At 49.4% G+C, this 26685-nt stretch carries 35 protein-coding genes and 2 pseudogenes; 16 read left to right on the plus strand and 21 right to left on the minus strand.

The annotated features are described in order from the left end of the window. Nucleotides 1-52 precede the first annotated feature (52 nt). From MKQ70_RS39560 to MKQ70_RS25935, 6 genes and pseudogenes are all read left to right on the plus strand, one after another. The gene (locus MKQ70_RS39560; RefSeq protein WP_282456719.1) at nucleotides 53-781 is read left to right on the plus strand and encodes a trans-sulfuration enzyme family protein; all 729 of its coding nucleotides are present in this window, start codon (nucleotides 53-55) and stop codon (nucleotides 779-781) included. Next, complete coding sequence (locus MKQ70_RS39565) at nucleotides 765-1193, plus strand: PLP-dependent transferase (RefSeq protein ID WP_308199184.1); 429 nt, start codon at nucleotides 765-767, stop codon at nucleotides 1191-1193. Before MKQ70_RS39560 ends, MKQ70_RS39565 begins: the two co-directional genes overlap by 17 nt. 203 nt (nucleotides 1194-1396) lie before the next feature. Continuing rightward, nucleotides 1397-1858, plus strand: coding sequence for a DUF2400 family protein (locus tag MKQ70_RS39570; protein ID WP_282456720.1), 462 nt, complete (start codon nucleotides 1397-1399; stop codon nucleotides 1856-1858). After that, on the plus strand, nucleotides 1786-2124 hold the full coding sequence (locus MKQ70_RS39575; RefSeq protein ID WP_282456721.1) for a DUF2400 family protein: 339 nt from the start codon (nucleotides 1786-1788) through the stop codon (nucleotides 2122-2124). The genes MKQ70_RS39570 and MKQ70_RS39575 overlap by 73 nt, the downstream gene beginning before the upstream one ends. Nucleotides 2125-2280: 156 nt before the next feature. Beyond that, nucleotides 2281-3080 (plus strand): annotated as a pseudogene (locus MKQ70_RS25930) (DUF6263 family protein). 1 nt (nucleotide 3081) lies between these two features. Then, nucleotides 3082-3273 (plus strand): hypothetical protein, encoded by a 192-nt coding sequence (locus tag MKQ70_RS25935; RefSeq protein ID WP_248075396.1) that lies wholly within the window; start codon nucleotides 3082-3084, stop codon nucleotides 3271-3273. A 193-nt stretch (nucleotides 3274-3466) separates the two neighbouring features. Here MKQ70_RS25935 and MKQ70_RS25940 read toward each other — a convergent pair whose 3' ends face one another. The 8 genes from MKQ70_RS25940 to MKQ70_RS25970 form a co-directional block, all read right to left on the minus strand. After that, the gene (locus MKQ70_RS25940) at nucleotides 3467-3721 is read right to left on the minus strand and encodes a sterol desaturase family protein (RefSeq protein WP_248081666.1); all 255 of its coding nucleotides are present in this window, start codon (nucleotides 3719-3721) and stop codon (nucleotides 3467-3469) included. Continuing rightward, nucleotides 3631-4137, minus strand: coding sequence for a sterol desaturase family protein (locus tag MKQ70_RS25945; RefSeq protein WP_248081894.1), 507 nt, complete (start codon nucleotides 4135-4137; stop codon nucleotides 3631-3633). The genes MKQ70_RS25940 and MKQ70_RS25945 overlap by 91 nt, the downstream gene beginning before the upstream one ends. Nucleotides 4138-4594: 457 nt before the next feature. Next, a complete protein-coding gene (locus MKQ70_RS25950; protein ID WP_248075397.1) occupies nucleotides 4595-4939 on the minus strand; it encodes a polysaccharide deacetylase family protein in 345 nt (114 codons plus the stop codon). Between the two features lie 17 nt (nucleotides 4940-4956). After that, nucleotides 4957-5874, minus strand: coding sequence for a glycoside hydrolase family 9 protein (locus MKQ70_RS39580; protein ID WP_282456722.1), 918 nt, complete (start codon nucleotides 5872-5874; stop codon nucleotides 4957-4959). Next, nucleotides 5838-6788 (minus strand): glycoside hydrolase family 9 protein, encoded by a 951-nt coding sequence (locus MKQ70_RS39585; RefSeq protein WP_282456723.1) that lies wholly within the window; start codon nucleotides 6786-6788, stop codon nucleotides 5838-5840. The genes MKQ70_RS39580 and MKQ70_RS39585 overlap by 37 nt, the downstream gene beginning before the upstream one ends. Further along, nucleotides 6778-7041 (minus strand): hypothetical protein, encoded by a 264-nt coding sequence (locus MKQ70_RS25960; RefSeq protein WP_248075398.1) that lies wholly within the window; start codon nucleotides 7039-7041, stop codon nucleotides 6778-6780. Before MKQ70_RS25960 ends, MKQ70_RS39585 begins: the two co-directional genes overlap by 11 nt. A gap of 58 nt (nucleotides 7042-7099) precedes the next feature. Further along, nucleotides 7100-7792, minus strand: coding sequence for a serine hydrolase (locus MKQ70_RS25965; RefSeq protein ID WP_248075399.1), 693 nt, complete (start codon nucleotides 7790-7792; stop codon nucleotides 7100-7102). Then, nucleotides 7753-7986: a hypothetical protein gene (locus MKQ70_RS25970; protein ID WP_248075401.1), complete on the minus strand. Its 234-nt coding sequence runs from the start codon at nucleotides 7984-7986 to the stop codon at nucleotides 7753-7755. The genes MKQ70_RS25965 and MKQ70_RS25970 overlap by 40 nt, the downstream gene beginning before the upstream one ends. 158 nt (nucleotides 7987-8144) lie before the next feature. Here MKQ70_RS25970 and MKQ70_RS25975 point away from each other — a divergent pair, with 158 nt between their 5' ends. From MKQ70_RS25975 to MKQ70_RS25985, 3 genes are all read left to right on the plus strand, one after another. Continuing rightward, nucleotides 8145-9158 (plus strand): fumarylacetoacetate hydrolase family protein, encoded by a 1014-nt coding sequence (locus MKQ70_RS25975; RefSeq protein WP_248075402.1) that lies wholly within the window; start codon nucleotides 8145-8147, stop codon nucleotides 9156-9158. A gap of 24 nt (nucleotides 9159-9182) precedes the next feature. Then, nucleotides 9183-9548 carry a flavin reductase family protein gene (locus MKQ70_RS25980; RefSeq protein WP_248075403.1) on the plus strand — a complete coding sequence of 122 codons (366 nt, stop codon included), beginning with the start codon at nucleotides 9183-9185 and terminating at the stop codon, nucleotides 9546-9548. 92 nt (nucleotides 9549-9640) lie between these two features. Next, nucleotides 9641-10063 carry a hypothetical protein gene (locus MKQ70_RS25985; protein ID WP_248075405.1) on the plus strand — a complete coding sequence of 141 codons (423 nt, stop codon included), beginning with the start codon at nucleotides 9641-9643 and terminating at the stop codon, nucleotides 10061-10063. A gap of 50 nt (nucleotides 10064-10113) precedes the next feature. On the opposite strand, the gene MKQ70_RS25990 is transcribed toward MKQ70_RS25985, so the two are convergent. Both MKQ70_RS25990 and MKQ70_RS25995 read right to left on the minus strand, forming a co-directional pair. Beyond that, the gene (locus tag MKQ70_RS25990) at nucleotides 10114-10848 is read right to left on the minus strand and encodes a DUF4197 domain-containing protein (protein ID WP_248075406.1); all 735 of its coding nucleotides are present in this window, start codon (nucleotides 10846-10848) and stop codon (nucleotides 10114-10116) included. Between the two features lie 24 nt (nucleotides 10849-10872). After that, nucleotides 10873-11661 carry a universal stress protein gene (locus tag MKQ70_RS25995; RefSeq protein ID WP_248075408.1) on the minus strand — a complete coding sequence of 263 codons (789 nt, stop codon included), beginning with the start codon at nucleotides 11659-11661 and terminating at the stop codon, nucleotides 10873-10875. Between the two features lie 846 nt (nucleotides 11662-12507). Here MKQ70_RS25995 and MKQ70_RS26000 point away from each other — a divergent pair. From MKQ70_RS26000 to MKQ70_RS39590, 5 genes are all read left to right on the plus strand, one after another. After that, complete coding sequence (locus MKQ70_RS26000; protein ID WP_248075409.1) at nucleotides 12508-12921, plus strand: IS110 family transposase; 414 nt, start codon at nucleotides 12508-12510, stop codon at nucleotides 12919-12921. Between the two features lie 58 nt (nucleotides 12922-12979). Next, nucleotides 12980-13531 carry a transposase gene (locus MKQ70_RS26005; RefSeq protein WP_248075411.1) on the plus strand — a complete coding sequence of 184 codons (552 nt, stop codon included), beginning with the start codon at nucleotides 12980-12982 and terminating at the stop codon, nucleotides 13529-13531. A 95-nt stretch (nucleotides 13532-13626) separates the two neighbouring features. Beyond that, nucleotides 13627-14367, plus strand: coding sequence for an OB-fold nucleic acid binding domain-containing protein (locus MKQ70_RS26010; protein ID WP_248075414.1), 741 nt, complete (start codon nucleotides 13627-13629; stop codon nucleotides 14365-14367). Beyond that, a complete protein-coding gene (locus MKQ70_RS26015; RefSeq protein ID WP_308199185.1) occupies nucleotides 14250-14861 on the plus strand; it encodes an amino acid--tRNA ligase-related protein in 612 nt (203 codons plus the stop codon). Before MKQ70_RS26010 ends, MKQ70_RS26015 begins: the two co-directional genes overlap by 118 nt. Nucleotides 14862-14875: 14 nt before the next feature. Continuing rightward, nucleotides 14876-15148 (plus strand): amino acid--tRNA ligase-related protein, encoded by a 273-nt coding sequence (locus MKQ70_RS39590; RefSeq protein WP_282456724.1) that lies wholly within the window; start codon nucleotides 14876-14878, stop codon nucleotides 15146-15148. Nucleotides 15149-15271: 123 nt separating this feature from the next. Here the strand turns inward: MKQ70_RS39590 and MKQ70_RS26020 are convergent, their stop codons facing one another. The 9 genes from MKQ70_RS26020 to MKQ70_RS26060 all read right to left on the minus strand — a co-directional run bounded on the left by MKQ70_RS26020 (nucleotide 15272) and on the right by MKQ70_RS26060 (nucleotide 23226). Next, on the minus strand, nucleotides 15272-15853 hold the full coding sequence (locus tag MKQ70_RS26020; protein ID WP_248081668.1) for a prolyl oligopeptidase family serine peptidase: 582 nt from the start codon (nucleotides 15851-15853) through the stop codon (nucleotides 15272-15274). Then, a complete protein-coding gene (locus tag MKQ70_RS26025) occupies nucleotides 15853-16140 on the minus strand; it encodes an alpha/beta hydrolase family protein (protein ID WP_248075416.1) in 288 nt (95 codons plus the stop codon). Before MKQ70_RS26025 ends, MKQ70_RS26020 begins: the two co-directional genes overlap by 1 nt. Further along, nucleotides 16110-17297, minus strand: a complete 1188-nt coding sequence (locus MKQ70_RS26030) for a beta-propeller domain-containing protein (RefSeq protein WP_248075418.1) — start codon at nucleotides 17295-17297, stop codon at nucleotides 16110-16112. The genes MKQ70_RS26025 and MKQ70_RS26030 overlap by 31 nt, the downstream gene beginning before the upstream one ends. Nucleotides 17298-18303: 1006 nt before the next feature. Continuing rightward, on the minus strand, nucleotides 18304-18642 hold the full coding sequence (locus MKQ70_RS26035) for a tRNA-binding protein (protein WP_248075420.1): 339 nt from the start codon (nucleotides 18640-18642) through the stop codon (nucleotides 18304-18306). A 347-nt stretch (nucleotides 18643-18989) separates the two neighbouring features. Then, nucleotides 18990-19583 carry an LPS export ABC transporter periplasmic protein LptC gene (gene lptC, locus MKQ70_RS26040; protein ID WP_248075422.1) on the minus strand — a complete coding sequence of 198 codons (594 nt, stop codon included), beginning with the start codon at nucleotides 19581-19583 and terminating at the stop codon, nucleotides 18990-18992. 35 nt (nucleotides 19584-19618) lie between these two features. Further along, nucleotides 19619-20800 (minus strand): BamG family beta-barrel-assembly machinery protein, encoded by a 1182-nt coding sequence (gene bamG, locus MKQ70_RS26045; protein ID WP_504909786.1) that lies wholly within the window; start codon nucleotides 20798-20800, stop codon nucleotides 19619-19621. 131 nt (nucleotides 20801-20931) lie between these two features. After that, nucleotides 20932-21531: a type III pantothenate kinase gene (locus MKQ70_RS26050; protein ID WP_248075426.1), complete on the minus strand. Its 600-nt coding sequence runs from the start codon at nucleotides 21529-21531 to the stop codon at nucleotides 20932-20934. Between the two features lie 102 nt (nucleotides 21532-21633). Then, nucleotides 21634-22269: an LON peptidase substrate-binding domain-containing protein gene (locus tag MKQ70_RS26055; protein ID WP_248075428.1), complete on the minus strand. Its 636-nt coding sequence runs from the start codon at nucleotides 22267-22269 to the stop codon at nucleotides 21634-21636. A 33-nt stretch (nucleotides 22270-22302) separates the two neighbouring features. Further along, nucleotides 22303-23226, minus strand: a complete 924-nt coding sequence (locus tag MKQ70_RS26060; protein ID WP_248075430.1) for a glycosyltransferase family 2 protein — start codon at nucleotides 23224-23226, stop codon at nucleotides 22303-22305. Nucleotides 23227-23248: 22 nt separating this feature from the next. On the opposite strand from MKQ70_RS26060, the gene meaB reads away from it, so the two are divergent. Beyond that, nucleotides 23249-24148: a methylmalonyl Co-A mutase-associated GTPase MeaB gene (meaB, locus tag MKQ70_RS26065; RefSeq protein ID WP_248075432.1), complete on the plus strand. Its 900-nt coding sequence runs from the start codon at nucleotides 23249-23251 to the stop codon at nucleotides 24146-24148. Here the strand turns inward: meaB and MKQ70_RS39600 are convergent. Continuing rightward, nucleotides 24145-25349, minus strand: a pseudogene (locus MKQ70_RS39600) (chloride channel protein). The gene meaB and the pseudogene MKQ70_RS39600 overlap by 4 nt on opposite strands. Nucleotides 25350-25770: 421 nt before the next feature. Here MKQ70_RS39600 and MKQ70_RS26075 point away from each other — a divergent pair. After that, entirely contained in the window at nucleotides 25771-26394 is a 624-nt protein-coding gene (locus tag MKQ70_RS26075; protein ID WP_248075434.1) for a MarR family winged helix-turn-helix transcriptional regulator, read from the plus strand. A gap of 52 nt (nucleotides 26395-26446) precedes the next feature. On the opposite strand, the gene MKQ70_RS26080 is transcribed toward MKQ70_RS26075, so the two are convergent. Beyond that, nucleotides 26447-26677: a CAMCR motif-containing small membrane protein gene (locus tag MKQ70_RS26080; protein ID WP_248075436.1), complete on the minus strand. Its 231-nt coding sequence runs from the start codon at nucleotides 26675-26677 to the stop codon at nucleotides 26447-26449. Between the last annotated feature and the right edge of the window lie 8 nt (nucleotides 26678-26685).

Here is a 26685-nt window from a genome sequence, read left to right on the forward strand (position 1 = left end):
TTTCAGCACATTTTTTGATGAAAACCAGTACATTGCATAAAACGGACATTCTATGAAACTAGGTACAAAACTTATTCACGCCGGCGTTTCCCCCGATCCATCTACCGGCGCTATCATGACACCCATCTTCCAGACTTCTACTTTTGTACAGAACGCCCCCGGCGATCACAAAGGCTACGAATATGCACGCACGCAAAACCCCACCCGCGACGCCCTGCAAAACGCCCTCGCCGCCATCGAGAATGGCAAACACGGCCTCTGTTTCGGCAGTGGGCTTGCCGCCACGGACGCAGTCATCAAACTGCTGAATCCCGGTGACGAAGTCATTGCCTCCAACGACCTTTACGGCGGCACCTACCGCATTTTTACCAAGGTATTCCAACGCTACGGCATCCATTTCCGTTTTGTGGACATGCAAAATGCCAGCAGTGTAGCTGATTATGTTACACCGCAAACAAAACTGATCTGGATCGAAACACCCACCAACCCGATGCTCAATGTTATCGACATCGCCGCCGTGGGCAAGATCGCAAAGAAAAATAATCTGCTCCTCGCAGTAGATAATACCTTCGCCTCTCCCTACCTGCAAAATCCGCTGGATCTCGGGGCCGATATCGTTGTGCATTCCGCCACCAAATACCTTGGCGGCCACAGCGACGTAGTTCACGGCGCTATCATCGTTAAAGACGACGCCCTGCACCAGCAGCTCGCCTTTATCCAGAACAGTTGCGGCGCCGTACCGGGTCCCCAGGACTGCTTTCCCGGTGCTCCGCGGCATTAAAACCCTGCACGTGCGCATGCAGCGCCACTGCGAAAACGGCGAGGCGATCGCTAAATTCCTCCGCAGCCATGCAAAAGTAGATAAGGTGTACTGGTGCGGGTTTGAAGATCATCCTAACCACGCCATTGCCCGCGAACAAATGCGCGGCTTCGGCGGCATGATCTCCTTCACCCTGAAAAATGATGATATAGATGCCGCGAAAAAGGTATTGAGCAACACTCATCTCTTCTCGCTGGCCGAAAGCCTGGGCGGCGTAGAATCGCTGATCGGACACCCGGCTTCCATGACCCATGCTTCCATTCCCCGGGAAGAAAGATTGAAGAATGGCCTGACCGACTCGCTGATCCGCCTCAGCGTAGGCATTGAAGACATTGATGACCTGATATCCGATTTAAATACCGCTATTGGATAATTTTCCGGGAAAGAAGGGGATAAACTGCTGAACTGTCGCTCAAACTCCGTATTTTTAGACCATTCCGGCCACCATAGCCGCGAAATGAACCATTACACCTATGAACCGGCGCTGACATGTACGCATGTAAGGCCAGTTTTACAACCGAAAACGTAAAATGAAGGCGCAGCTAAAACCATTCCTGGAGGCTAAAGTAGCCCACTATGATCAGCCGGCGTTTATTGACGGCGACCCTGTTTCAATACCGCACCGATACTCAACGCTGCAGGATATTGAGATTGATTGCGGGGCTATTTGCCGCCATATTGGCCTGGGGCAACCGAACCACCATCATCAATAAATGCAGGGAGCTCATGTCGCTGTTCGACGATGCCCCTTACGATTTTATCCTGAATCACCAGCCCCGCGAACGGATGCGGCTGATGTCGTTCGTCCACCGCACTTTTAACGGACTGGATCTGCTGTACTTCGTAGAATATCTGCAGCATTATTATATGAATATCAACTCGTTGGAGCATGCCTTTAGCGGGCACATGAGCCCGGACGACCCTACAGTGGAAAAAGGATTGATCGGCTTTCATAAAATGTTTTTATGCTCGAGCACCCGGATCGCACCCGGAAACACATCAGCACCCCTGCCAGAAACTCCGCCTGTAAACGCCTGAACATGTATCTCCGCTGGATGGTACGGAAAGACGAGAATGGCGTGGATTTTGGAGTATGGAGCCACATAAAACCCAGCCAGCTGGTTTGCCCCGTAGATGTTCACGTGGCAAGAGTGGCCGCCAGGCTGGGAATGATAGAAAAAGCCGAAGCCAACTGGCGTACCGCCGTACAACTCACGGAACAGCTGAAGGAACTAGACCCGGAAGATCCTGTGAAATATGATTTTGCGCTGTTTGGCCTTGGTGTTGTTGAAAAATATGTTTGATAAATAATGATGATGAAACAATTTTGGACGGCCGCCCTGCTTACACTGGGCAGCTTTGCAGCGCAGGCGCAGGAACAGAATTATGTGTCGCTGACCTACAACTTTCAGAAAGGAAACCAGTTTGAGCTGAACATGGAAAGCCGCAGCGAAACCTATATGACGGTAAATGATATCCAGCAGCGCACCACCCGCGACTTTAACGGCAAAATCAACATCGAGGCCACTACCGTAAATCCCGGCGTGAGCATCCTCACCTGGAAATACCAGGAAATCCGCTTTAATTATAATTCCAAGAACGTAAACGCACTGGTAGACGCCCGCGTGGCCAATGCAAAAGAGCCACTGGCCGCAGCCCTCGCTAAAATCGTGGACCAGCCCTTTACGGTGGAAATTCAGAATACAGGCATCATTAATAAGGTAGAAGGTCTGGACGCCCTGATCACAGAAGCGTCTAAAGCATTTTCCACTTTAAAGGATGATGAGAAAAAGCATACGAAAAGCTGCTGGCCGACCAGTTCGGCTCCCAAGCCTTTCGCTCCTGGCTGGAGCAGTTACTGGTAATTTACCCCGCGCACGGCATTAAAACCGGTACACAATGGGAAGAAAGCGTGCCATTACGCACGGGCCTGGTAGGCCGCACCGACCTTTATTGGAACCTGCAGACGTGGGACAGCCAGACCGCAAAGATCGGTGGAACGGCAAAAATCAAGACCGATAAGCTGGAAATACTTACCCCGGACGACGATATTAAAGCAACCGCGGAGATTGGCGGCGATATGCAGAGCAACTACCTGATCAACCGTGAAAGCGGCTTTCCCAGCATCAGTACACAATACACCGAAATGAAAGGCAACTACACCTACCAGATCAACAAAAAGAAGAAGATCAAAAACGAAATAAAAGTGCCGGTGAGAGTGGTGACCAACGCTTCCTACAAAATCAAGCAGATCAAATAAAATGCCCGTAGATCCTCATTTGCTGGAAGCCGGCAAACTGCTGAAAAAGGAAGCCGGCTTACGCTACCGGGGCCATGCCGACATGGAAAAACTGGAGCAATTGCTGGCCGAACGGCTGGAACAACTCATCAGCCAGGACTTCCAGCAATTCGTGGTGTTATTGTACACAGTAGACGTTTCTGAAAAAAGATAAAAGACATCCTGGCCGGGGAAGGCAACGAAGACGCCTACCTGCTCATTGCCCGCCTTATCATAGAACGGCAACTGCAAAAGGTCAAATCCCGCGCGGCCAGCCGGGAAAATAATCCCGGAGAATGGATGGACTGCTAGTATACATAAAAAAGCCCCGACGCAATGTCGGGGCTTTTTTATGTATACTTAGAAAGTTATTTCTGTTTCTTTTCGAACATCAGCTCCTGCGCTTTTTCTTTATCCTCATCAACACCAATAAAGAAAGTACCGAAAACATGGTCCCAGATAGACGAGCTTACACCGAAGCCGCGATCGTGGTCTTTGTAATGGTGCAGGTGGTGATTTCTCCATAAAGGTTTCATCCATTTAAAAGGAGGATTCCAGGCGTGGATGGCGTAGTGCATCGTCCCATAGATGAGGTACCCCAGGATAAAGCCCGGGAAGAACATAAACGTTGCCTGACGCAGGAAAATATAGTGCAGCGCGAACAATACCGCAGCCCGGGGATCAGGCTGGGCACCGGCGGCATGAACAGCCGCTGGCGGTCGCGGGGAAACTCGTGGTGGTTACCGTGCAACAGGTAGGTAAAACGCTGAACGGCTTTATTTTCACTTACCCAGTGAAACACGAAGCGGTGCAGCACATATTCTGCAAAGGACCAGAAAAAGATAGCACCGACGAACACCATCATTACGGTTTGCCAGCTATAACCATAATGGCTATTCGCATAAAAAAGGCTCCATACGATCAGCGGCAGGTACATACCCCAGATGATCAGCGGATGCGTTTTGGTCAGGATTTCCAGATATTCGCTTTCAAATAATCTTGCTTGTCCTTTGTTTTTAACTTTTGTCTCGACCTGCATGACTCAATAGTTTTTTAAAATTTGATCAATGTAAATTCCGGTGACAGTCGTAGGTTTTTACATTTTCGTTTTGCCGTAGCCCGTTGTTTCTGCGCTTGTTCTAAGGTTGCAATAACTCCGGCACGGTCAGCAATCGATAATTTTTCGACTGTAAATATCGCACCATTTTGCTCAACTTAAAATAAAATTTATCTATCCGTTCCGGCGACGTTCCTATATGCAGCAGCAGCAAAAGCCATTAAGGCCGCTTCCATGCTGCGTTTCGTACGCAATAATTGAGTCGTATATCTCTGGCTGCTACGGTAACGGCTGCCCATCTGGGGCCAGGTATAGTCGGCATTACTCCGGGTTCCGGGTGTAAAGTTAACCAGTTTTAGCCCACCGGCAAGCGTCCAGTCCGCAATCGTATCATTATACCACTCGTAAGGCGGCAGAAAATAAGGCGCCTGCTCCTTCGTTATGCCCCACCGTGCCAGGCTTCTATAGCTATCCGTAAGATCTTTATCGAACTGTTCCCGGGTAACCAGCAAACTGTCGCGCCTGTTCCAGTCGCAGTACAGTAAATGCTCGTCCGAGTGCGACCCCGGTAGTGCCCGTCCCGCTTCAACTGTCGGATAATGCCAGCAAAGGCCGGGTTCCGGTAAAAGCGGCCTGTAAAGAAGAAATTAGCCTTTACGCCGGCGGCTTTTAATGTGTTGGCGATATGTTGGCCACCATCGGCAAATTCATCGCCGGTAAATACGAGCGCCGGGGCTTTACGGGTACTATCGCCCCTGATGATGCCGCCGCGGCTGTAGCTCACATGCGGCAAGTTACCGACTATCGTTTTTTAAAATGATTTGCCTCATATTCCTGCATCGCCATCAGGTACACCAGGCTGGCAGTACCGTCCATCGTGGGCTCGTTGGTCGAATAATCGCCAAAGTCATCGTGATACACTACCAGATCGGACTGGAAAGGAGCATATTCATCGCCACCATGCAGTGTAATACCCAGCAATCCTTTATAAATGCTGGTATACACGGGGCCGTCTACCAGTCCACCCGATACCGGATAATTATGCAAATGGGTAAATGACGAATGCGGATCTTCGGGCGTGTCCCCCTTGGCAGGTAGCCCTACTACCATGCCCGTTCCCCAGGGATTACAACCATAAAGCCAGTCTATGCAGGCCTGCTCAAGCTCCCGGTAAGTTTCATCGCCGGTAGCGCGACGATACAGGCCGCACTGTATGGCAAACGAGGCCGTGAGGTTATTGGAACACCAAATGAAGGGAATACCGCGATAAAAGGCGTTGCTTTTCGCTTTTCGCCACACCGCGTCAATGCCGGTGCGGTACATGGACATATAACTGCTGGCAGGCTGACCGGTGCTACCATCAGCGCTATTGCCCGAAACATGCCCGGCACCAGCGTCAGTGGTGCTCAACTCGTAATGCCCGAAATTATGAAAGGGATACCACTGATAATGCCGCGCCGTATCGGCCCCCATCCACGGCGTTACCGGTTCGTCCTGCGCCCATTGCCGCGCCTGTGCCAATACAACGGCATCGTTGGTAAGCCGGCCGAGTTGCGCAGCGGCCAGTTCCATATCATCTTTCCAGTTATCTTCTTCGTAAAAGTAAGGTGCGCCGCAGGGAGCGGTTTGACATACGCCGGGTTGACTTAGCCCCAGCTTATAGGCCGATAGCGCGCGCTGTTTCAATTGCGCCGCGTATGTTGGATCGGCCTTTTGCAACAGATCGGCGCCCAGTGCAAACGCGCTTGTGAATTTGCCGGCCGTGGAAGCCAGGCCCGTAGACCGGTTCTTGTATTTTTAAGGCCCTGTGGTTCGCCTGTGCAGAAATACACGGGCCGCGCCGTACCGGGACCGCCATAGGTCAATGTATCCTCGTTCGGCAGGCGCATGCCGCGGTGATCGCGGTCATCGGCAATCTGGTTGAACATCTGGTCATCCTGCGGATGCATGCGGAGCAGCCAGTCCAGCCCCCAACGGGCTTCGTCGAGCACATCAGCGGTTTGATTAGCGCCCTGCAGTCCACTCGATAAATGTTGATCGGTGAACACGGGTTTAAAATCGCGGTATGCCGCCAGCAAATGGTAGGTAGCATTGGCGGAAGTGGTCACGTATTGCAGGTAGTCCGTGGCATCGTGCCAGCCGCCACGGGCATCGATGTAAGAACCATCCGGCATGGGGCCATATACGGTGAAGCCGTCTTTCGTATGACAGCTGTCTTTCAGATAAGGATTGAAGCCACAGCGTTGCTGACGCATGTATTGCAGGCAAAAATCCGCCGTGCCGTTGTACACATCCGCCGCGATGCGGAACTCGGGCGAGCGGGCGCCACCAGACTTTACATAGTACGTGCCGGGCTTCTTGAAACCGGAGAAGTTAAGACGCCAGGTGTGGACGAAGGGGCCCCAGGCGCCGAAGTCTTTACCTGTCTTCCCCTGGAAAACAATTTTATTAGTACCCACCTCGCATACGGTAAACGCGGCTGAGGCCAGCCTGCCTTTCGCGCCGAGCACCGCCACCTTTATCCCTTCGGGTGTGTATCCCAATTGGTTGATGCGCACCCAGGCGCTATCGGGGCCAGCCGATGCGAGCAGCGGACAAATCAACCCTAAAAAGATCATCAGTCTAATCATCATAACGGAATTGGAACCTGCGCAAATCGGGCGTGTATGCCCGTTTACGCGACAGTTCATACTTATAAATTATTTCGCCCACCTCCTTGAAAAACGGGTAGCCGGTTTCTTCGTACTCATACTTATTATCGTTCAGCACACCATCACGGTTCAGGTAAATAACACCACTGAGCATAAACTCCACCTTATTTTTAAAATCCACCACGTAAGCCACATCCGTTAAAAAACCGTACGACCAGCCAGTTTTATTAAACACACGGATGTAAGACGGTGGCTTAGTACGACCCGCTTTAAAGAGGAAAAATTTCGTGTAACTATCGAAATACTCCGCGGTATCGTAACGCGGAGCGACAGATTCCGGGGCAACTCAGACATATATCTGAATAAAAATCCTCATCCTTTTTAGTAAGATGAAAACGTTGCCTGGCCGGCACAGAAGCCGGAAACAACACCGATTGCAGCATTTGCTGCAGGTCCTGCAACGGTACATTATTATGCCGCGTAAAATCCATCGGCGCGTTAATGAGACTGTCGTTTTTATCCCAGTGACCGGTACCCACGAACACGGGTTTACTGTAATCGAACACTAAATTGCTGTACGCAGCTGGCTGTGTATATACCGTTTGACCATTCCGTATAAAGCGGAAGGGATTAGTATGCCGGTTGCCCTCCTCGGTCATCGGTGCAAAGCGGCGCACGATCCGCACCTCTTTATATCCCTTTGCCCACAATTTTTCGTGAATGGTTTGCTGGCCAACAAATTCATATAAACGATTGTACGCGTCATTATCACTCACCAGGAACACCTTTTTAATATAGTGAGCGATACTGGCAAAGCCGCCAACAGCCGATGTATCGCCACTCACCCGAGTTTGCCCCGTGTATGCACTATCAATGCACAATGGCGTGTTTTTGTCCAGCTTCAGGGAATTCAGTTTTTCCAGCGCCGGGAACGCCAACGGCATTTTTACGGTAGATGCGGGATTGAAATAGCGGTTCGCATCCACGTCAGGTAAAACTGCCGGAAAGCCGGTAAATTAACGGCATTCCGGTCGATGCGGGTGTAAATAAGCTGGCACTGGAAGGAGTCGGGGTGATCGAGCACCCGCATGAGTAAGGGCGACGCGTTTGCCCGCAGCAAACTGTCCAGAAATTTATCCGTGCGGGATTGTGCATGAATCTGACACACAAATACGCTCATCACCGCCATGGTTAAAATAGCTCTAAACATCATTCCAGGTTGATAAAGATGCATAAATCTAATAAACTAACCGCAGCTATCAAAGTCTATAAAAACGCAAAAACCGGCATCACAAATCTGATTATATTTGGCCCCTCATACACCACAAAAAAATTGATATGAAATTAGTCACGTATTTACGCGAGGAAGTAGACCAGTTAGCCATGTTGGTGGACGGCAAACTATACAACATGCAGGATCTGCATCCCGAGCTCCCTACCACCATGCACATGTTCCTGTTGATGTGGGATGAGGTGATTGGTCTGGCCCAAAGCATTGACCAGCGCATTAAAGAAGGTAAAAAGCCTTCCACTGCCATCGGTATTCACTATGAAGATGTGCAGGTGCTTGCACCCGTTCCGTTCCCGGCGTCGTGCCGTGATGGTTACGCGTTTCGCCAGCACGTGGCTGCTGCACGCCGCAACCGCAAAGTGGACATGATCCCAGAATTTGATCAGTACCCGATCTTTTACTTTACCAATCACAATGCCATCCAGGGTCCCGGCGACATCCAGTGCATGCCCGACCATTTCGACAAACTGGACTTTGAGCTGGAAGCCGCCATCGTGATCTGCAAACGTGGCCGCAACGTTCCTGCCGCGGAAGCCGATGAGTACATCGGCGGTTACATGATCATGAACGACATGAGTGCGCGCACCCTGCAAATGGAGGAAATGAAGCTGAACCTCGGCCCCGCGAAGGGCAAGGATTTCAGCACCGTAATAGGCCCGATGCTGGTGACACCGGACGAACTGGAGCCTTATAAAATTGATCCCAAGCCCGGCCACACCGGTAATGCCTACAACCTGAAAATGAAGTGCTGGGTAAACGGCGTACAGGTAAGCGACGGCAATATGGGCGATATGGACTGGACGTTCGCGGAAATCGTGGAACGTTGCTCGTATGGCGCAGACATCCTGCCCGGCGACGTGATCGGCTCCGGCACCGTAGGCACCGGCTGCTTCACGGAACTCAACGGCACCGGCAAACTCAATGATCCCAATTACCCCGAACAATGGCTGCAACCCGGCGACGTGGTAGAAATGGAAATCGACGGACTTGGCCGACTGTCCAACACCATTGTGGCGGAAGACAGTGACTTCAGCCTGCTGAAGATCAAGAAAAACGTGTAAGATCAAAGACCAAAACAAACCATTATGAAACTTATTCCGGGCGAAGTAAAAACCAGCGAACTGCATGCGTACCTGCTGGGCAGCATTGCACCGCGGCCCATCTGCTTTGCCAGCACGGTAGATGAAAATGGCGTCCCCAACCTTTCGCCCTTCAGCTTTTTTAACGTGTTCGGCTCCAACCCCGTTACACTCATCTTTTCGCCGGCGCGCCGTGTGCGCGACAATACGGTGAAGCATACACTGGAAAATGTGTATGCCAACAAAGAAGTCGTAATTAACGTGGTGAGTTACGATATGGTGCAACAGGCCTCGCTTTCCAGCTGCGAATATCCAAAAGGAGTGAATGAGTTCGAAAAGTCCGGCTTCACCCCATCGCTTCCGAAAAAGTAAAACCTTTCCGGGTAAAGGAAAGCCCGGTACAACTGGAATGCATTGTCCGCGAGGTAATCGAAACCGGCCAGGAAGGCGGTGCCGGCAACCTCGTGATCTGCGAACCGGTAGTGATGCACATTAACGACGAAGTGTTAAACGAGCACGGAAAAATAGATCCACATAAAATTGATCTCGTAGCCCGCATGGGCGCCGACTATTACTGCCGCGCCTCCGGTAACGCAGTATTTGAGGTGGATAAACCGCAACTGAAATTAGGTATCGGGGTAGATGCACTCCCGGCATCTATCCGCAACAGCGGCATCCTCACGGGCAATAACCTCGGACAACTCGGCAACGTGCACGAAATACCGTCCATCGATCCGGCGTTCAGCGACGATCACCTGAAAAATATCATTCAATACTACAGCATAAGTCCCGACGAAATGGAGCGGGAACTGCATACTTATGCCAAGAAATTACTGGAAAACAACCAGGTACAGGAAGCCTGGCAAATCCTGCTTGCTTCGAGTTAAAAAAGCCCCGCAAAATGCTTGCGGGGCTTTTTTATGATGATTCGTTTGCGTTACGATTTGCCGAACACCTTTTTCAGTAGCGCAGATGTTTGCGCAGCTGGATTGGCGCGGATATTTGCTTCTTCCTTTGCAATACGGTCGAACAGCGCTTTTACGGCCATGTCGGTCACATATTCGTCGAGATTCGGATTTACTTTATTCAGCGTGGTAGGCAGGCTGTTATATTTTGTTACTAACTCGCCGTAATACTTGGTAGCGCTGGTTTTTTCCAGAGATGATGCGATCACTGGTTTAAAAGAAGACCGGAGTGTATCGGTGGTTTTAACTTTGAAATAATCAGTAGCGGAGGTTTTACCACCGGTTACCAGCTTCAGCGCGTCGGTGATTGACATTTGTTTGATAGCGCCCACGAAGATCGGTGTTGCCTGTCCTACAGCTTCTTCCGCACCCCGGTTAATCTGCAGGATCGCTTTGTCTACCATGCTGCCCAGACCAATACCACGCAATGTTTTCTCTACTTTTTGCGCATCGGGCGGCAGCAATACTTTGTACAATTCACTTTTGTAAAAGCCATCCTGCTTGTTGAGCAGTGCGATACCGTTGGCCACGCCTTTGGACAGGGCTTCTTTAATACCCGCGCCGGCTTCCTCCTGTGTTACAGAGCCGGTACCTGAATTGTTAGATGCTTTATTTAATGCATCAGTGGCTTTTTTCAAAAGCTGGGCATTCGCTGCCTGGGCCGTCATAGCAGCGGCAAACAGGAAAAGGAGAGATTTCTTTAGCATAGTCTTTCGTCTGGTTTTAGTAAACTACTGGTGTATCGATAATAAAGGGATATTGGTATGAAATGCGAACCTTGATGAATGGCTGCGTTTGAAGATGCTTTCGAACAAACCATGTTTACGCGGCACGATCAGGATCAGATCGGCGTTGTTGGTTTCGGCGAAGTTGGTTACCGCCTCTACCACGTTGGTACCGTCCAGGAAATGATATTGCGGCGTATAGGCTTTCAGGAGTTCATCGAGCTGCTGGCCTTCTTTGGTCAGCGTACCGTCGTTATCTTTATTGTCTTTGCTCACGTTTACCACATGCAGTTCGGGTTGCAGGAGATCGAGCAGCTTTTTCAGCGGACCGATCGGCGTGGTTTCGACCACGTTCTTCAGGTTGCAGGCGAAAGCAATTTTTTTGATCGGCCTGAACGTTGCACCGGTAGGCACTACTACGATCGGGTAGCGGCTGTTTTTAACCACGTCCACGGTATTGGAACCCACCAGGATTTCTTCGAGCTGGCTGCCGCCCGTAATGCCCATTACCACTATATCTGCGCCCTCTTCCTGGCAAACGGCGTCGAGGTTAGCGGCAAGCAGGTGATTTTCGGCACGGGTATCGAGTACCACGCCGGCGGGCAGGCTGGCAGAAAGGGCGCTTCTCATATTTTTGAGACCGTCTTCGCTGGCGCCTTTCAGCTCATCGATGTCCACCATCGGCACTGCGGTGGGCAGGTCGGGAATGGGCACAATGAGTTCGTAGGCATGATACAGTACGATCCCTGGCTGCGCCCAGCTGCGTGGCGAGTTGTACGGCATAGCGGCCTGCATTGTAAGCTGTTTCGGAAAAGTCGGTGGGTACGATAATCGTTCTCATGGGCGTTGCAATTTTTAAATTGTTGTTAGTTCATTTCCTCGGCTGTCGATCTGTAACTTATTCTATCAGCAATAATCCTACCACATCAAAACATTAGTAAAAATAGCTATTTATTGTGATAAAAGATGTTTCGATACTACCAAAGCTAGGTTGTGAGGGTGGATTTGCCGCGTTAAAGTTTGTTAAATCTGCCAGCCCCGGAATTTGGGGGACGTAGGCCGCAAATGCGGCGGCGATTCTTCTCCTATCCTTCGATGATCCTTCGGTGTTGTTCGGTCGGCACGCGGCTTTGACGGGGTTTAACCGAAGGATGACCGAAGGATCACCGAGGGATAAGCGAAGGATTATTGAGGTTATGCCCGTTTCAGCCCCGCTTTCGAGCGCATTCACCACAATTTTGGACTGCATTCACCACCAATATCGTTGTTTACCGGTGCCGACCGGCTACTTTCGTAGTACTGCCGCTGAAGGGAGTGACCTTTAGGTTTGTGAAAAGAAACTAAAGAGAAGATATTATTACTATTACTACTATAGCTTTTTCTTTTTTGGTTCTTTTTTCTTTTTGTGAATTAACACGCAGATTGTGGATAACTGTAAGGTCAACCGGACTACGGCAGGCACTTTTAGAGTGACAAGGGTAAAACCCAGGTTGTGTTTTAATCCTGCCGTAGCCTGGTTTGAACAAAACCCAAATAGAAAATAAACGTAGAGCTTATTAAAGGTCTAGGGAAAGTTCAAACTGGTTGATCTCACTGGCTTTATTCATGGATCTTCGCGGGTCCCCAAAAGAAACAAAACCAATGAGTGTAAAATTCGTTCATTTTGCCGGAATAGATGTATCCAAGAGCAAAATAGATATCTGTGTGCTGCTGTCAGGTGATGTAAAGCACCCCTACAGCAACTGTTTTGAACAAAGTAACAAAGGGTTTGCTGACATGAAAAAGTGGCTTCGTAGTCTGATGGGCGGCACTATCAAAAAGTTATTGATCTGTGTCGAGAATACGGGGCATTATAATGAGGCACTTGTTCATTACCTGAACGGTCAGCAAATCGCCGTGAGTCTGGAAAATGCCGCTAATATCAAAAGGAGCATCCGCGATATCCGTAAGAAAAGCGATCCCAAAGACGCATTAGACATCGCTCGTTATGCCAAAAATCATAGTGATGAGTTGCGGCCAAAGAAAAAGCCCATAACCAGCAATCACCACACTTAAGCAACTACTGGCACAGCGCAGGCGATTACTGAGTGTATTAAAGGCCCTCAAACAGCCATTGGAAGAGGAAGCCTTCTACGACTGGAGTGACATGCCTAAAACCAAAGCATATACAGCGGGCATCCGGGGTCTGGAACAGGACCTTAAACAACTAAATGAGGACATTACCAAACTGGTAAAGGAGGACGCCCAAATGCGCCAGCAGGTCAGCCTGATCACCAGCATTCCTGCTTTAGGCCCTATTACGGCTTATCACCTTATCTGCTATACAGATGCATTCAAGCACGTCAAGTCAGGTAAAAACCTAGGTAGTTATTGCGGCGTGGTGCCGTTTGAACGACGAAGCGGCAGCAGTGTGCGAAAGCCTGCCAGGGTCAGTCATTTGGCTAATAGAGTGCTTAAAAGCCTCCTGCATATGTGTGCCCTGACAGCCACCAAAATGAAAAACAGCTTTGGAGACTATTTTAGGAGAAAAATAGCTGAAGGGAAGCATAAAATGCTTGTTATAAACGCTTTAAGAAACAAAATCGTCCTAACTATAACAGCCGTTGTACAAAAACAGACGAGGTTCGATAAAAATTATATCTACCAAAATTTGCAAAAACCATAGAAAACACAACGGCGGCTAAGGGAAGAAACTGCCGCTGGTTCCCTAAAACGATTATTTTTGCAAGCTATTCAATAAATACGCTGATTTAAGATACAATGAGCACCACTACACAAAACCTTTCCGAACAGGAACTGATCAGAAGGGACAAACTGAAACAGCTGCAGGAACTGGGCATTGACCCGTATCCAGCGGCGGAATACCCCGTGAACGCTGTTTCTACCGATATTAAGGCCAGGTTTAGCGAAGAAACAAAGGAGCAATTCCGGGATATCTGCCTGGCGGGCCGCGTAATGGCGGTACGCGATATGGGTAAGGCCTGCTTCGTGAAAATCCAGGATGGATCCGGCCAGATCCAGGCTTACATTCGCCGCGACGATATTTGTCCTGGCGAAGACAAGAACCTGTACGATGTGGTATTCAAAAAGCTGACCGACATCGGCGATATCGTTGGTCTGAAAGGCTACGGCTTTGTAACCAAAACCGGCGAAACCTCCATCCACGTGCGGGAGTTCGTAATGCTATCCAAAGCGCTGCGTCCTTTACCGATCGTGAAAGAAAAGGACGGCGAGACCTTTGATGCCGTTACTGACATCGAGTTCAAGTACCGCCAGCGTTATGCGGATATGATCATCAATCCGCAGGTGAAAGAGGTTTTCGTCAAACGCACGAAACTGATGCAGACCATACGCAATTATTATAACGAAATGGGCTTCCGGAAGTGGAAACGCCGATCCTGCAGCCGATCCCCGGCGGCGCGGCAGCACGTCCGTTCATTACCCATCACAACACGCTGGATATGCCACTGTACCTGCGCATTGCCAACGAGTTGTACCTGAAACGCCTGATCGTAGGCGGTTTTGAGGGGGTGTATGAGTTTGCGAAAGACTTCCGTAATGAGGGTATGGACCGTACCCACAACCCGGAATTTACCGTGATGGAGATGTACGTGGCCTACAAGGACTACGAGTGGATGATGAACGCTACTGAAACCCTGCTGGAAAAAGTGGCCATGGCGCTGCATGGTACTACCGAAGTACCTGTTGGCGACAACATCATCAACTTTAAAGCGCCTTTCCGCCGTGTTACGATGTACGAAGCCATCCAGGAACATACCGGTATCGATATCAGCAATATGAACGAAGACCAGCTGCGCGATACCTGCCGTTCACTCGGTATTCACGTAGAACCCAGCATGGGCAAAGGCAAACTGGTGGATGAGATCTTCGGCGCCAAAGCGGAAGGCCACTACATTCAGCCTACGTTCATCACTGACTACCCGGTGGAAATGAGTCCGCTTACTAAAAACACCGTAGCAAACCCGGACTGGTAGAGCGTTTTGAACTGATGGCCAACGGTAAAGAGATTGCAAACGCTTACTCCGAGTTGAACGACCCAATCGATCAACGCGAGCGCTTTGAAGAACAACTTTCACTGATGGAGCGCGGCGACGACGAGGCCATGTTCATTGACCACGACTTCTTACGTGCACTGGAATACGGTATGCCGCCAACCTCCGGTATCGGTATCGGTATTGACCGGTTAACGATGCTGATGACGAATCAGCCATCGATCCAGGACGTGCTGTTCTTCCCGCAGATGAGAATTGAAAAGGAATAACCTTTTTTAGAGATAGACAGAAGGCCTCCGAAGTGCGGGGGCCTTTTTTTTATTTTACAGCACACAAAAAAGCGACGCCCGCAGGCGCCGCTCATCTTCCTTATCTATGTAGCTTGCAAAAAATTACTTCACTAATAAATCGGGTACTGGTTTGTTCAACAGGTACTGGTAGTAAAAACGGTTCGCTTCCGCGCGGGAGTGAACACCTTTAGAGCCACCCCAACCGTGCCTTTCGCCGGGATAAAGCATAAACTCGAAGTGTTTGTTCAGGTCTTCGAATTTATCGATCAGCTGGATGCTGTTTTGCATGTGTACGTTGTCGTCCATCGTGCCGTGAACGATGCGCAGCATGCCTTTGTATTTGTCTGCATGGGTCATTACCGACGTCAGTTTGTAACCTTCCGGGTTCTCTGCAGGAGTGTCCATGTAACGCTCAGTGTAGTGGCTGTCGTAAAGCGACCAGTCCGTTACAGAGAAGTTGGCGATTCCGTAGTTAAATACTTCCGCGCCGTAAGTGAGCGCCATACAGGTAGCGTAGCCACCGAAGCTGCCGCCGGTGATACAGATCTTATCTCCATCTACACCGGGCTGGGTTTTCAGCCATTTGGCTGCGTCCATGAAATCTTCGGTTTCGTATTTACCCAGCTGGCGGTGAATGTAATTCATGCCCACTTTGCCGAGATGACCTGCCGCGCGGTTGTCCATCACCACCGGATGATGCCTTCTTTAGCGTACCATTGCGGCATCAGCGAGGGTTTCCAGGTATCGTAGATAGACCCGGCGTCCGGACCACCATATACATTGATCAGCACCGGGTATTTTTTCCCGGCCTCCATGTGCAGGGGCCACATGATGGTGATAGGTAACGTGAGGCCGTCGCGGGTTGTATAAGTGCGCAGTTCCGTGGGGGCCAGCAGGTACTCGTCGAACGCAGCGGTTCTGCTATCGCCCAGCTCGCGGATTACTTTGCCTTTATTATTGAGCAGCGCCATTTTGGATGGCGTGCGCAGGTTGGAATACGTAGTGATGAAATAACCGCCCTGGGGGCCACTTTCACGTCGTGCGAAAACTCGCCGAACGTGAGGCGGGTGATAGCGCCGCCATTCAGGCTTACCTTATACAGGTCGAAGCGGGTAGAATGCTCTTTGCGGGCGGTGAAATAAACCTCCTGTTTCTTTTCATCCACTTCCAGCAGGTCTTTTACGCGCCAGTCGCCGCTGGTCAGCTGCTTTTTCAGCGAGCCGTCCATATTCAGCAGGTACAGGTGGTCCCAACCCGATTTATCGCTCTGGACGATGAAGCCTTTATTATTCGCCAGGAAAGTGAAGGGTTTGAACCAGTCGATCCAGGTTTTCTGCTTTTCGTCATACACCTCTTTTTTGGCGCCGCTTTCCGGATTAACGGAATAAATTTTCAGGTTGTCCTGTCCGCGCGGCATCCATTGCAGCCATAGCGTACCATCGCCCGCCCAGAACGGCGTACCGAAGTACTGATCGTCTTTGGGATTAAAATCGGCCCAAACGGTGGCGCCGCCTGTTACCGGTACAATCCCCAGCTTCACTTCCGGGTTGTTATCGCCGGCTTTGGGGTAGCGGGTATTTTCGAGGTAACCATGCTGACCTACCTGGCTGTAAATGGGGAATACGGGCACCTTGGTATCGTCAAAACGCATATAGGCGATGCGACGGCTGTCGTTGCTCCACCAAAAGGCTTTATAGCGAGAAGAGCGACCTAAAATTTCCTCGTAATACACCCATGAAGCCCAACCGTTGTAAATCACGTCGGTACCGTCGGTGGTGTACTGTATTTCCCTTTTAGATGACAGTTCAATAGCGAACAGATTATTATCACGTGTAAATGCCACGTACTTACCGTCGGGCGACAGCGTAGGGTTCTTTTCCTCCGCCTTGGTATTGGTGAGTTGTGTTTCACCGCTGCCGGGCGTACTTAAGATGATATCATTATTGCGGATGGAAACAGACTGACCTGTTACAGGCGGCGGTGTGTAAGCCTCTGCTTTGCCCGAAGCAGCGTTCACTTTGAACTGCTGCACCTTGCCATTGTCACGGCGTGTTTCGAGGTAATGATCCTTATCCAGCCAGCCGGTGATGACAGGCATGGGCTTAGACAGCAGCATGGGCTGTTTCACGATCGTTTCCAGGGTAAGTTCCTTTTTTCTTGTGCATGCGCCTGCGGCATGGCGAAGGAGAACAGTACGCCGGCCAGTGCCACCGGGTACCTGTAAAGCATAAATCTCATAATACTGCAGGTTGATTTTTTCAACGGGACTAAATTAACGAACCCCAGCCATATTGTTCCGTATAATTACACAGACGTTGGCGCCGACTGATGGCTGAAAGCGGTGTCCACCGGATATTGTCAAAAAGCGACCGGTTATGAAGCCGGAGCCCGCAAATAAAAAGTGGCGTTATCAGGTGAGTTTATAGTCGGTAAATTTGACTCAGGTTTTTCATAGGATATGGTCGAAATAAGTAGGGCAGTAATCTTACTGCCCTTTTTTATATCAAAATATATAATATGAAAATGAAAAATCGTGAAGCCTATTAACCTTGGAAATATAAAACGAGAAATGGAGATGATGGCAGTGGAGGAAAAAAAAACAGGGCTGCAAGAATACAGCCCCGAAAAATTTTAACCATATCTTTATTGAAAAACCTAGAACAAATTTCTATAATTTAGAAACATCATTAATTTGGAATCTAGCGAATGATGTATTTTATCTGGTAAACGATGAAAAACTGCCAATAAACGTTTGGACCCATCTACCTCAAAAAAGTCATCTTAAGAATCTAACTATCAATTTGTTGCGTACATTAGAGAAACGCATCAATTTATCCTTGATTATGTTTGCTAATCAGGATCATTTGATTAAATTTAAAGGCAAAGATTAATTTATCGAGGGAGGGGAAAGTCGAATGCTGGAAATGGAACGGTGAAAGAAATAAAAAAGGCGGTAAGAATACCGCCTTTGTAATAATTTTAACCATATCCTATGAAAAACCTAGAACAAAGATACCCGCCACATATGTCGTTTTTTCCTGATTTCCGTGAACGTGTGATTTTTGTTTGTGAACGTTGTTTTTTTCAAAGGGACATGATGTATTAAAAATAACATCAAATTAATATTATTAATACTAAGATATCTTTAAGCCGTTTTGAGTAACCCGCTCCGGCATTAATAATGTAACCTCTTTATCATCACCCACCGCACCTAACACCAGGCATTCCGAAAAGAAATTTGCGATTTGCTTAACGGGAAAGTTAACTACTGCAACCACCTGCCGGCCGGGTAGTTCCGCTAACGTATATAACCCGGTAATTTGTGCAGATGATCGCCTTATCCCTATTTCGGGGCCAAAGTCGATTTCCAGCTGGTAAGCGGGATTACGTGCGTTAGGAAAAGGGTGTGCGGCAACGATAGTGCCCACCCGTATGTCTATCTTCTCGAAATCATTCCATTGAATCGGCTCCATATGGTTAAGTTAACACATTGAAGGGAAAAAGAAAAGGGCACCTGGAAAGGCGCCCTCAATTATTTTAACCATATCCTATGAAAAACCTTCACAAATATAGGAAGCCGCTGGTGCGCGTCAACCCAAAACCCGTGAACGTGCTTTTTTATTGGTAAACGTAACGCATGTTCTACTGTTAACGAGCATTTAACGAGCGATCTTTTTCAAGTAGAATAAACAGTATAGATGAGGCTGGCATGGTTGTTGCGTTTAGTGACCATGAAATTTTAGGTTAAAAATAGGTTAAAGCGAAAAGACCCAATCAGCTCGTTACTGATTGGGTCTTTTCGTTATGGTAATCCCGGTACTTACCTGGGAATCGTGTCTTTACGAGATTTAATACTGTCTTTGGGCGCCGAACTATCAGTAGCGGCAGAATCGCCTTCCGCCATCAGGTTATCCGGCGTATCGAACTCGCCATGGCCTTTTAAGAACATGGGATCGCTGAACTCGGAGTTGCTCGTAAATGCAGTTCCGTACATCGGCCGGCCGTTTCTGAGATAACGCACCGCCGTATCCGAAGAAAAGCGTTGTGTTTGTGCATCATATTTAAGTCGGTGGCAATCCATGCGTTCGTTGGTTTTCACGTTAATGAGCACCACGCTGTCGCGGAGGAACATGTCGCCGGAGTTTTCGAAGTACTTGCCATAAAAGGCGGTAAGGGTGCTGGTATGGTTCAGGCTATCGTCGTAAAACTTCACCTTCATGCCTTTGGAAAACTCCACATAAGCAGGATGCTGCAGGTGCCGCTCCATGTATGGTCCGGTCAGTTCGGCCTTTACGTGGCCCGACTGGCTGATGATCACACGGATATCGTCGCCTTCTTCCACGCCCACCGCGCTTTTATCCAACGCCATGATCTGCTCGATCTTATTCTCGCAGCTGCACAGCGTTAGCGCCAAAACCGTATATAACCAATACTTCTTCAAGCAATTATCTAGTCGTATTTCTGTTTGATGAACCAGCGGTCACTGAGGGTAAAGCCAAGACCTATGCGATAAAAGTTTTCCTTAAGCACGGTATTGTTGTTTCCCCTGCGGCCAATTTCGAACGACAGGTTCACCATCGAGAACTGGTTGGAGTACATCATCCTGCGCACCGGTAAACCTACACCCAGGGTGGCTGCTACTACCGGCATGTCGCTACCGCCGATAGCGATATAGTCCTGGCCGAAGTAACCACCTACACGGTAAGTTGCCCTGTTAAAGTAACCTTTCAGCGCCATCGGGTTGGGGATAAACTGTCCGCCGAATGCCAGTTTCCAGGCGTCGCGGGTAGAATCAGCCTCTCCGTAGTTGCGAAATTTAGACCAGGATCCGGTCGTGAAATCCGCGCCGAACTGCCATTTGTCTATCTTTTTAAACATGATACCACCACCTAACTGCTGGGGAAAAATAACATCGCCCCGATCACCGCTGGTGTAAGCCACCGTGTCCTGTGTACCATAATCATCCGTAGATGCGTCGTAGTACATAGTTTCACGCAGCGTTTCGCGACGGGCTTTCAGTTTTTGCTGGAAGTTGCCGGACGCGGCCAGCACCATGCTCACTTCTTTGTTCAGCTTAATCTCGTACTGCAAACCCAGGTTGTAAAAAACACTCTGGTAGCTGGTCCGTTTGCTGTGACGCGAAGGGATTACGTTTGCCTCCAAAGGATAAATGCCCTTGGTGCTGTTTTCGATATTGCCAAACAGGTAGCCCACGTTGAAACCCGCACTAAAGCCGCCAAAGCCGAAACCAGAGCCGATATAAGCCTGGTACACGCCCCCGCTGCCTTCGTACTGGTAAAGTACCGGCATCTGTAAAGTGTCAAAGAAAATGCGTTGTTCGGTACGGGTAATGTTGTACGAAACTTTGCTCATCGGTCTTAAACCAGCCACTACACCCCATTTGTTACGAATGGGAATACCCAGTTGCAGGTACGACAGGTTACCGATACCGGAACTGAACGACTGATCGTTATCGGAGATTTTCTTCATGCCGCCTTCTACAGCCACATCGAAAGTCACCAGTTTCAGATTCGAATAACTCGCCGGGTTCGTGAAGTTTACCGACTGAAAATCGCTGTAGCCAAGAGAAACGCCCCCATACCACGGTTCACGACGTGCTGGGTAGAGTATAAATCGCCAAGCCCGTAGCGCGAGTAAGGAGAATTCTCCTGTGCTTTAACATCGTTTGCTAAGCCCAGACACCCACCCAGGCAGCAAAAAATGCTAATTTTTTTCCAATGCATTTATGTCTAGTATTGAATTTAAGCCTTTATATACCAAATAAGGGTCTGCAAATATCTTATTTTTAAGACGAGAACCAAAGAATTCCAAATTCCCCCCGTTAAAAGGACGTTAAAGTTACCATACCTTTCTGTATAACGGGTAATCATTCCATCCACTTCCTCCAAAGCCCCCTGCTGCACGCCGCTTAATATCGATTGGCGCGTATTATAGCCGATCAGCGGGAATTGCGGGTCCGGCGCCACATAAGGCAATTTGTCGGTAAAGGTGTGCAGCGCCTTAAAACGCATATCCAAACCGGGACTGATGCCGCCGCCAAGGAACTGGCCGTTTTTATCCAGGAAATTGTAAGTAATGGCCGAGCCCACGGCGATCACAAGATTATGTTGACCCGGAAACTGGCTCCAGGCGCCGCATACAAGTGCAATACGATCTACACCGAGCGTTTCGGGCTTTTCGTATGCTATTTTGATGGGAAACTTCAGCTCGTGGCTCAGCTTAATAAAATAAGTCCGCTCTGCGAGCAGTTGTTCTATAGCCGGAGAATGGTGAATAACGGAAGATAAAATAGCCGCCTGCGGCTGGTATTTCGCCAATGCGGCGCTTAACCCGGCCTCCATGACTTCTTCTTCAAAAAAATTTCCTCCAGCAGCTTGCCTTGCCGCATAATGGCGCATTTGAGTCGGGAGTTGCCGAAATCCAGGCAGAAATTGGTCATGCGGCTAAAAGTTATCGACCGATAAGTTACGGAAATGACCGTTCAGCTTTACGCGGTCTTTCAGTCTCTCCATTTCCGCCATCAGCGGAATGGCTTTATACAGGTGCCGTTTCAGGTATTCGAGGCGCTGCAGCTCATGGAACAGGTGCAGCAACTCATATTCCTCGTTCAGCGAAAGACCGGCATGATGCGCCACGTCGTACGACAAAAGCGCCTCATCCTCCTTTTTAAAATCTTTATCTACCTGTAAAATTTTATGCAGCTCGCGTACTGCATGCAATACCTGCTTCAGCAGCGAAGCGTTGCTCTTAAAATCGTTATCGGGGTAAGTAACGATGGCGCCGGAATACAGTTTACCCGGGATTTCGCGGACCACTTCCAGGATGCGGAACACGCGCTGGCCGCGGGTGCGGATGTCCATTTCGCCATTCTCGTATTCTTTTTCCAGGCTCAGCACTTCTACCGCGGCGCCATACTCGGCCGCCTTTTTATCGATCACCACCGGGATGCCAAAAGGTTTCTTTTCCGCCAAACATTCGCGCACCAGCTCTTTGTAGCGGGGCTCAAAGATGTGGAGGTTCAGCGGCTCGCCGGGGTAAACCACGGTAGCCAGCGGAAATATGGGAATGAAATTGGTCATAAGGACAAAGGTAGCGAAATCGAAGCCAAGGGACTATCGCAATATTTTATAGTTGGTGTAGTCGAACAGCCGGCGGCCGGTTTGTTTTTCTATCCAGTAGAGCAAGCGGTCTTTAAAGCCGAATTTCTTGAGGCTGATGTCGTGTTCAAATTCCCAGTTGATGCGGTTTACGCGTTCCTGCATCACTTTAGGATGCGTGCCGGTAAAACGCTCCACCGAATCCACGATCGAGTAATCAAACGCGCCGGTCACTTTACGCTTTTCATACTTCTCGGTATCGTTGCCATAGTAGAGGCTCCCGGAGTTGTTTACTTTCATCGCCTGCGTTTCGGGACTTTTTACCCAACCGTAATGTGATACGGTGGCATCGACCCGCTTCACGTGCAGTTTTTGATCGTGCTTGCGGAAGCCTTGCGCATCGCGGTAAGATCGAACGTCTTTGTTATAGCGGACAATGCGGATCTCATTTTTATACCAGGTGCGGCTATCGCCCAGGTAATCGTAGCTGCCGAAGAAATGACGGTATTTGAAAAGCAATCCTTCTACCCGCAAATCATATTTGTATTGCTCCATCGCAGCGCGGATAGCGGGATAATCTTCTTCGTGCAATACTTCATCTGCACGGATATAAATGGCCCAGGTGGTGGCAGGATCCACTTTATCGTACGCTTTATCCGTTTCCACTGCGAGGATGCGGCCTCCTTCTTTCAGGCTATCGTCCCAAACAGAATGTTCGATGCGGATTTTAGGAGAGTTGATGGATTGAATCAGTTCGGTACCATCGTTGCAATCGCCCACACTTACCACCACTTCATCGCACAAAGGCAGAATGGAGCGGATGGCTTCCACAACAGGATAATCGTACTTAACGGCGTTGCGGACAAAGGTGAACCCGGATACTTTCATATTGGAAGGATATAAGGTCACAAAGATGATAAAACCGTGCTCAAATGCCAAATAGCATTTACATTTGTTGCATATGTTACCTGCATACATCAACGGCCTGCTCGAAGGCCACATCAAAACCCTGGCCCGCTGCATTTCGCTGGTAGAAAACGAAGCGCCGGGATATGAAGCGTTGCTGGAGCAATTGCCCGCCAATCCGCGTACGCGCGTGGTGGGTATTACCGGTCCTCCCGGTGCAGGCAAAAGCACGCTGGTGAATGCGCTCATCGGTGAGCTGCTGCAACAGCAAAAAAGGGTGGCGATTATCGCGGTAGATCCTTCGAGCCCATTCAACTTTGGGGCGCTGCTCGGTGATCGTATCCGCATGAGCCAGCACTTCAACAACCCGGATGTATTCATCCGCTCTATGGCCAGCCGCGGGGCGTTGGGCGGACTCAGTCCGAAAGTGATCGAAGTAAGTGATGTGATCTGCGCAGCAGGTTTCGATTACCTGTTTATAGAAACGGTGGGGGTAGGCCAAAGCGAAGTAGAAATTGCCGGCATTGCAGACAGCACCGTGGTAGTGGTAGTTCCCGAAGCAGGCGATGAAATACAAACCATGAAAGCTGGCCTGATGGAGATCGCCGATGTATTTGTCGTGAACAAAGCGGATCGTGATAACGCAGACGAGTTCGTAAAAAACCTGCGCCTGCTGGCGCATAGTCGACAGACCGCGCAGTGGGAAACACCGGTAGTAAAAACGGTAGCCACACAACACCGGGGCATACACGAATTAATAGAAGCTTTGCAGCAACATCAATCGCAACTGCAGGGTAGCCCCGTCCGGAAATCTATCCTGATGGCAGAGAAAGCGTATCAACTGGTACAGCACCGGAGAATGCGCGATGTGAACAAACGTGCGATGCAGGAAGAGATTGAGGGGATGTTGGTGAGTGGTGGATTTAATTTGTACGGATACGTGAAGCGGTTCTAATCAGCCAACGGCTTCTTTAAAAACATATACGCCGAAAAATACGCGGCCGTACAAGCCAGCGCTAAGGGCAACAATGCATTCGGCGCCCGCGTACACTCCAGCGCCAACACTACCGCAGCTACCCATGCACGTGATGTTCCCGCGAACATCGCAGCCATCCCGATGATAGCGGCAATGTGCACGTTCAATGATATCTCCCTGAAAGAAATTTGCAGCAATGCCGTTAACATGACACCCAGCGCGGCGCCCATTACCAATGTCGGGAACATATTACCGCCCGGCGTTCCCGCAGATTGTGCCATCATCCACGATAAAAATTAAATACGGTGAGTACGATCAATAAATGAAACGTAACGTTACCATTGAGGATCGTGCGTAGCTGCTGATAACCGGGGCCGAAAGTTGCGGGTTCAAAATAACCGATCACGCCAATGCCAATGGCACCAATCACCGGCCACCAATAGGTCTTCAGCGGGAGTTTAGTAAACAGGGTGCTGACGAATGTTTCTGCGCGTACAATTAACCCGGCTACTACACCGATGGCTATACCTACTATTGTATAAAAAATAAGATCGATCCACGCAGGTTCTGCTACAACAGGCATATCTATAAAAGATGCACCGCTCCACCACATTTGCCTGCACGTAGCGCCGGCGAGCGCGGCTAACAAAACAGACACACCACTGAGCAACGAGAACTCCACCATCCATATTTCCGCAGCAAGTATAACAGCGGCCACGGGGGCGCCGAACACGAACGCAACACCAGCCGTGCTGCCCGCAATACACAGCACCACCGTTTCCGGCGCACTTATCTGGAATACGGCTCCCAACCATTTGCCGATGCCAGTCCCTGCATCCATCGCCGGCCCTTCAGGACCTAAGGGCGCGCCGGTGCCTATCGAAATAAGCGAAGGGAATTGCCGCAACACCCGCAGAAAACGTTTACTGTGATTTTGCTGCAGTGGATTACTCATTACAGTATAACGTGTAACCGCAAGCGATAGTCGCTCCATTACTAAAACAAGCAATGCACCGGCGACAGGTATACCTATCACCCAAACGCCCAACTGGTGCCGGTCGGGGCGTGTAACCGAAAACGATGCTTCGCCGGTAAATGCAATATTGGTAACGAGTCGCAGCAGCCACAACATGCTCCAGGCAAGCGCGCTGGTAAACAATGCTACCATTAATGACAGCATAGCGATGTATAATACCCGCTCCAATCCCTTACCGGCAATCAAGCGCGGCGAAGCGGTATTTTTGCCGGAAGCCCCGGTGGATAAGGGTATCCCACAGTTGCGTGACTTAGAAAAATATCTCAAGTTTTGTATTTAAAGTTTTGTTCACCGGTTGAAAAGCACGGCTAACAACTATTTATCATTCAAGCCTTTGTAAATATAACAAACCATAGCAACAGTGTCAAACACAGGACGGCGGCAGATTACGAAGAGCTCGTATTAATTGTTATGTTATAAAATGTAAGAAAAAAGTTTTGTAGTTTTAGCCACTTTTCCGACTATCTTAGCCGTTCCAATATCCGCATGCGGCATGTATGGCCCATAAAAGACTATTAAGACAAACGACACAACAACACAAAAACCGTAACCTATTTTTACTATCATGGTAAAAGAATCCATCTTTAACCCGGATCACCAGGCTGGTAGTGTACCCAGTAAGGTTGTAGCCGCCATGGAACGTTTATCGGAAGCATTCAGGGTTTTGCTATGGAATGAGGCCAAGCAGCACGGAATCAGTAGTACGATTCAGATCCAAATACTTACGTTTCTATTGTATTATCCGGAATCCAAACGCACGATTACTTACCTGGCAAACTACTTCAACATGACGAAAGCGACGATCAGCGATGCTGTGAAAGCGCTCGAGTCGAAAGGCCTGGTAGTGCGAAAAGCCAATGTAACGGACACCCGCAGCCACACTTTACTTTTATCGCGTGAGGGCAAAACGATTGCACGCAAAGTAGAAAAGTTCGCGCATCCGATGCAGCAGGCCGTATTAAACCTGGCGCCGGAAAAACAGAATCTGTTGCTCGAACAACTTCTAAAATTGATTGGTCATCTGAATGAGCAGGGAGTTATTACACCACAGAGCATGTGCGGCAACTGCCAGTATTATGCTGCGAAAGGAAGAACCGGGCACTATTGCACGCTCGTGCAAATGATGCTGCGTGTGACGGATTTAAAACTGGATTGCCCGGATTTTGAACCCTTAGCCGCGAAGTATTAAGTGAGTATTGCCAGGCCTGCGCACACATCCACCGGAGAATTAAAAAGAAAACCTAAGCCTGCTGGCCTTTACGTACCTGCTGATTACTGCGATACCAACGGAATCCAAGCACTGCGATAATGGCCAGCGGCATAAAGGCCAACATCAGAATGCCATTATTCAGGCCTTTTGCAGGCCCTTCACCCAACTGCTGCGCGGTTTTAGTACAAAGCGAACACTGCGCCATCAGCGAATTACCGGTGGCGAGCAGCACCGCGCAAACGATCATTGCTACCTTCTTCATACTTGTAA

The organism is Chitinophaga sedimenti (genome assembly GCF_023156195.1).
GTDB lineage: Bacteria > Bacteroidota > Bacteroidia > Chitinophagales > Chitinophagaceae > Chitinophaga > Chitinophaga sedimenti.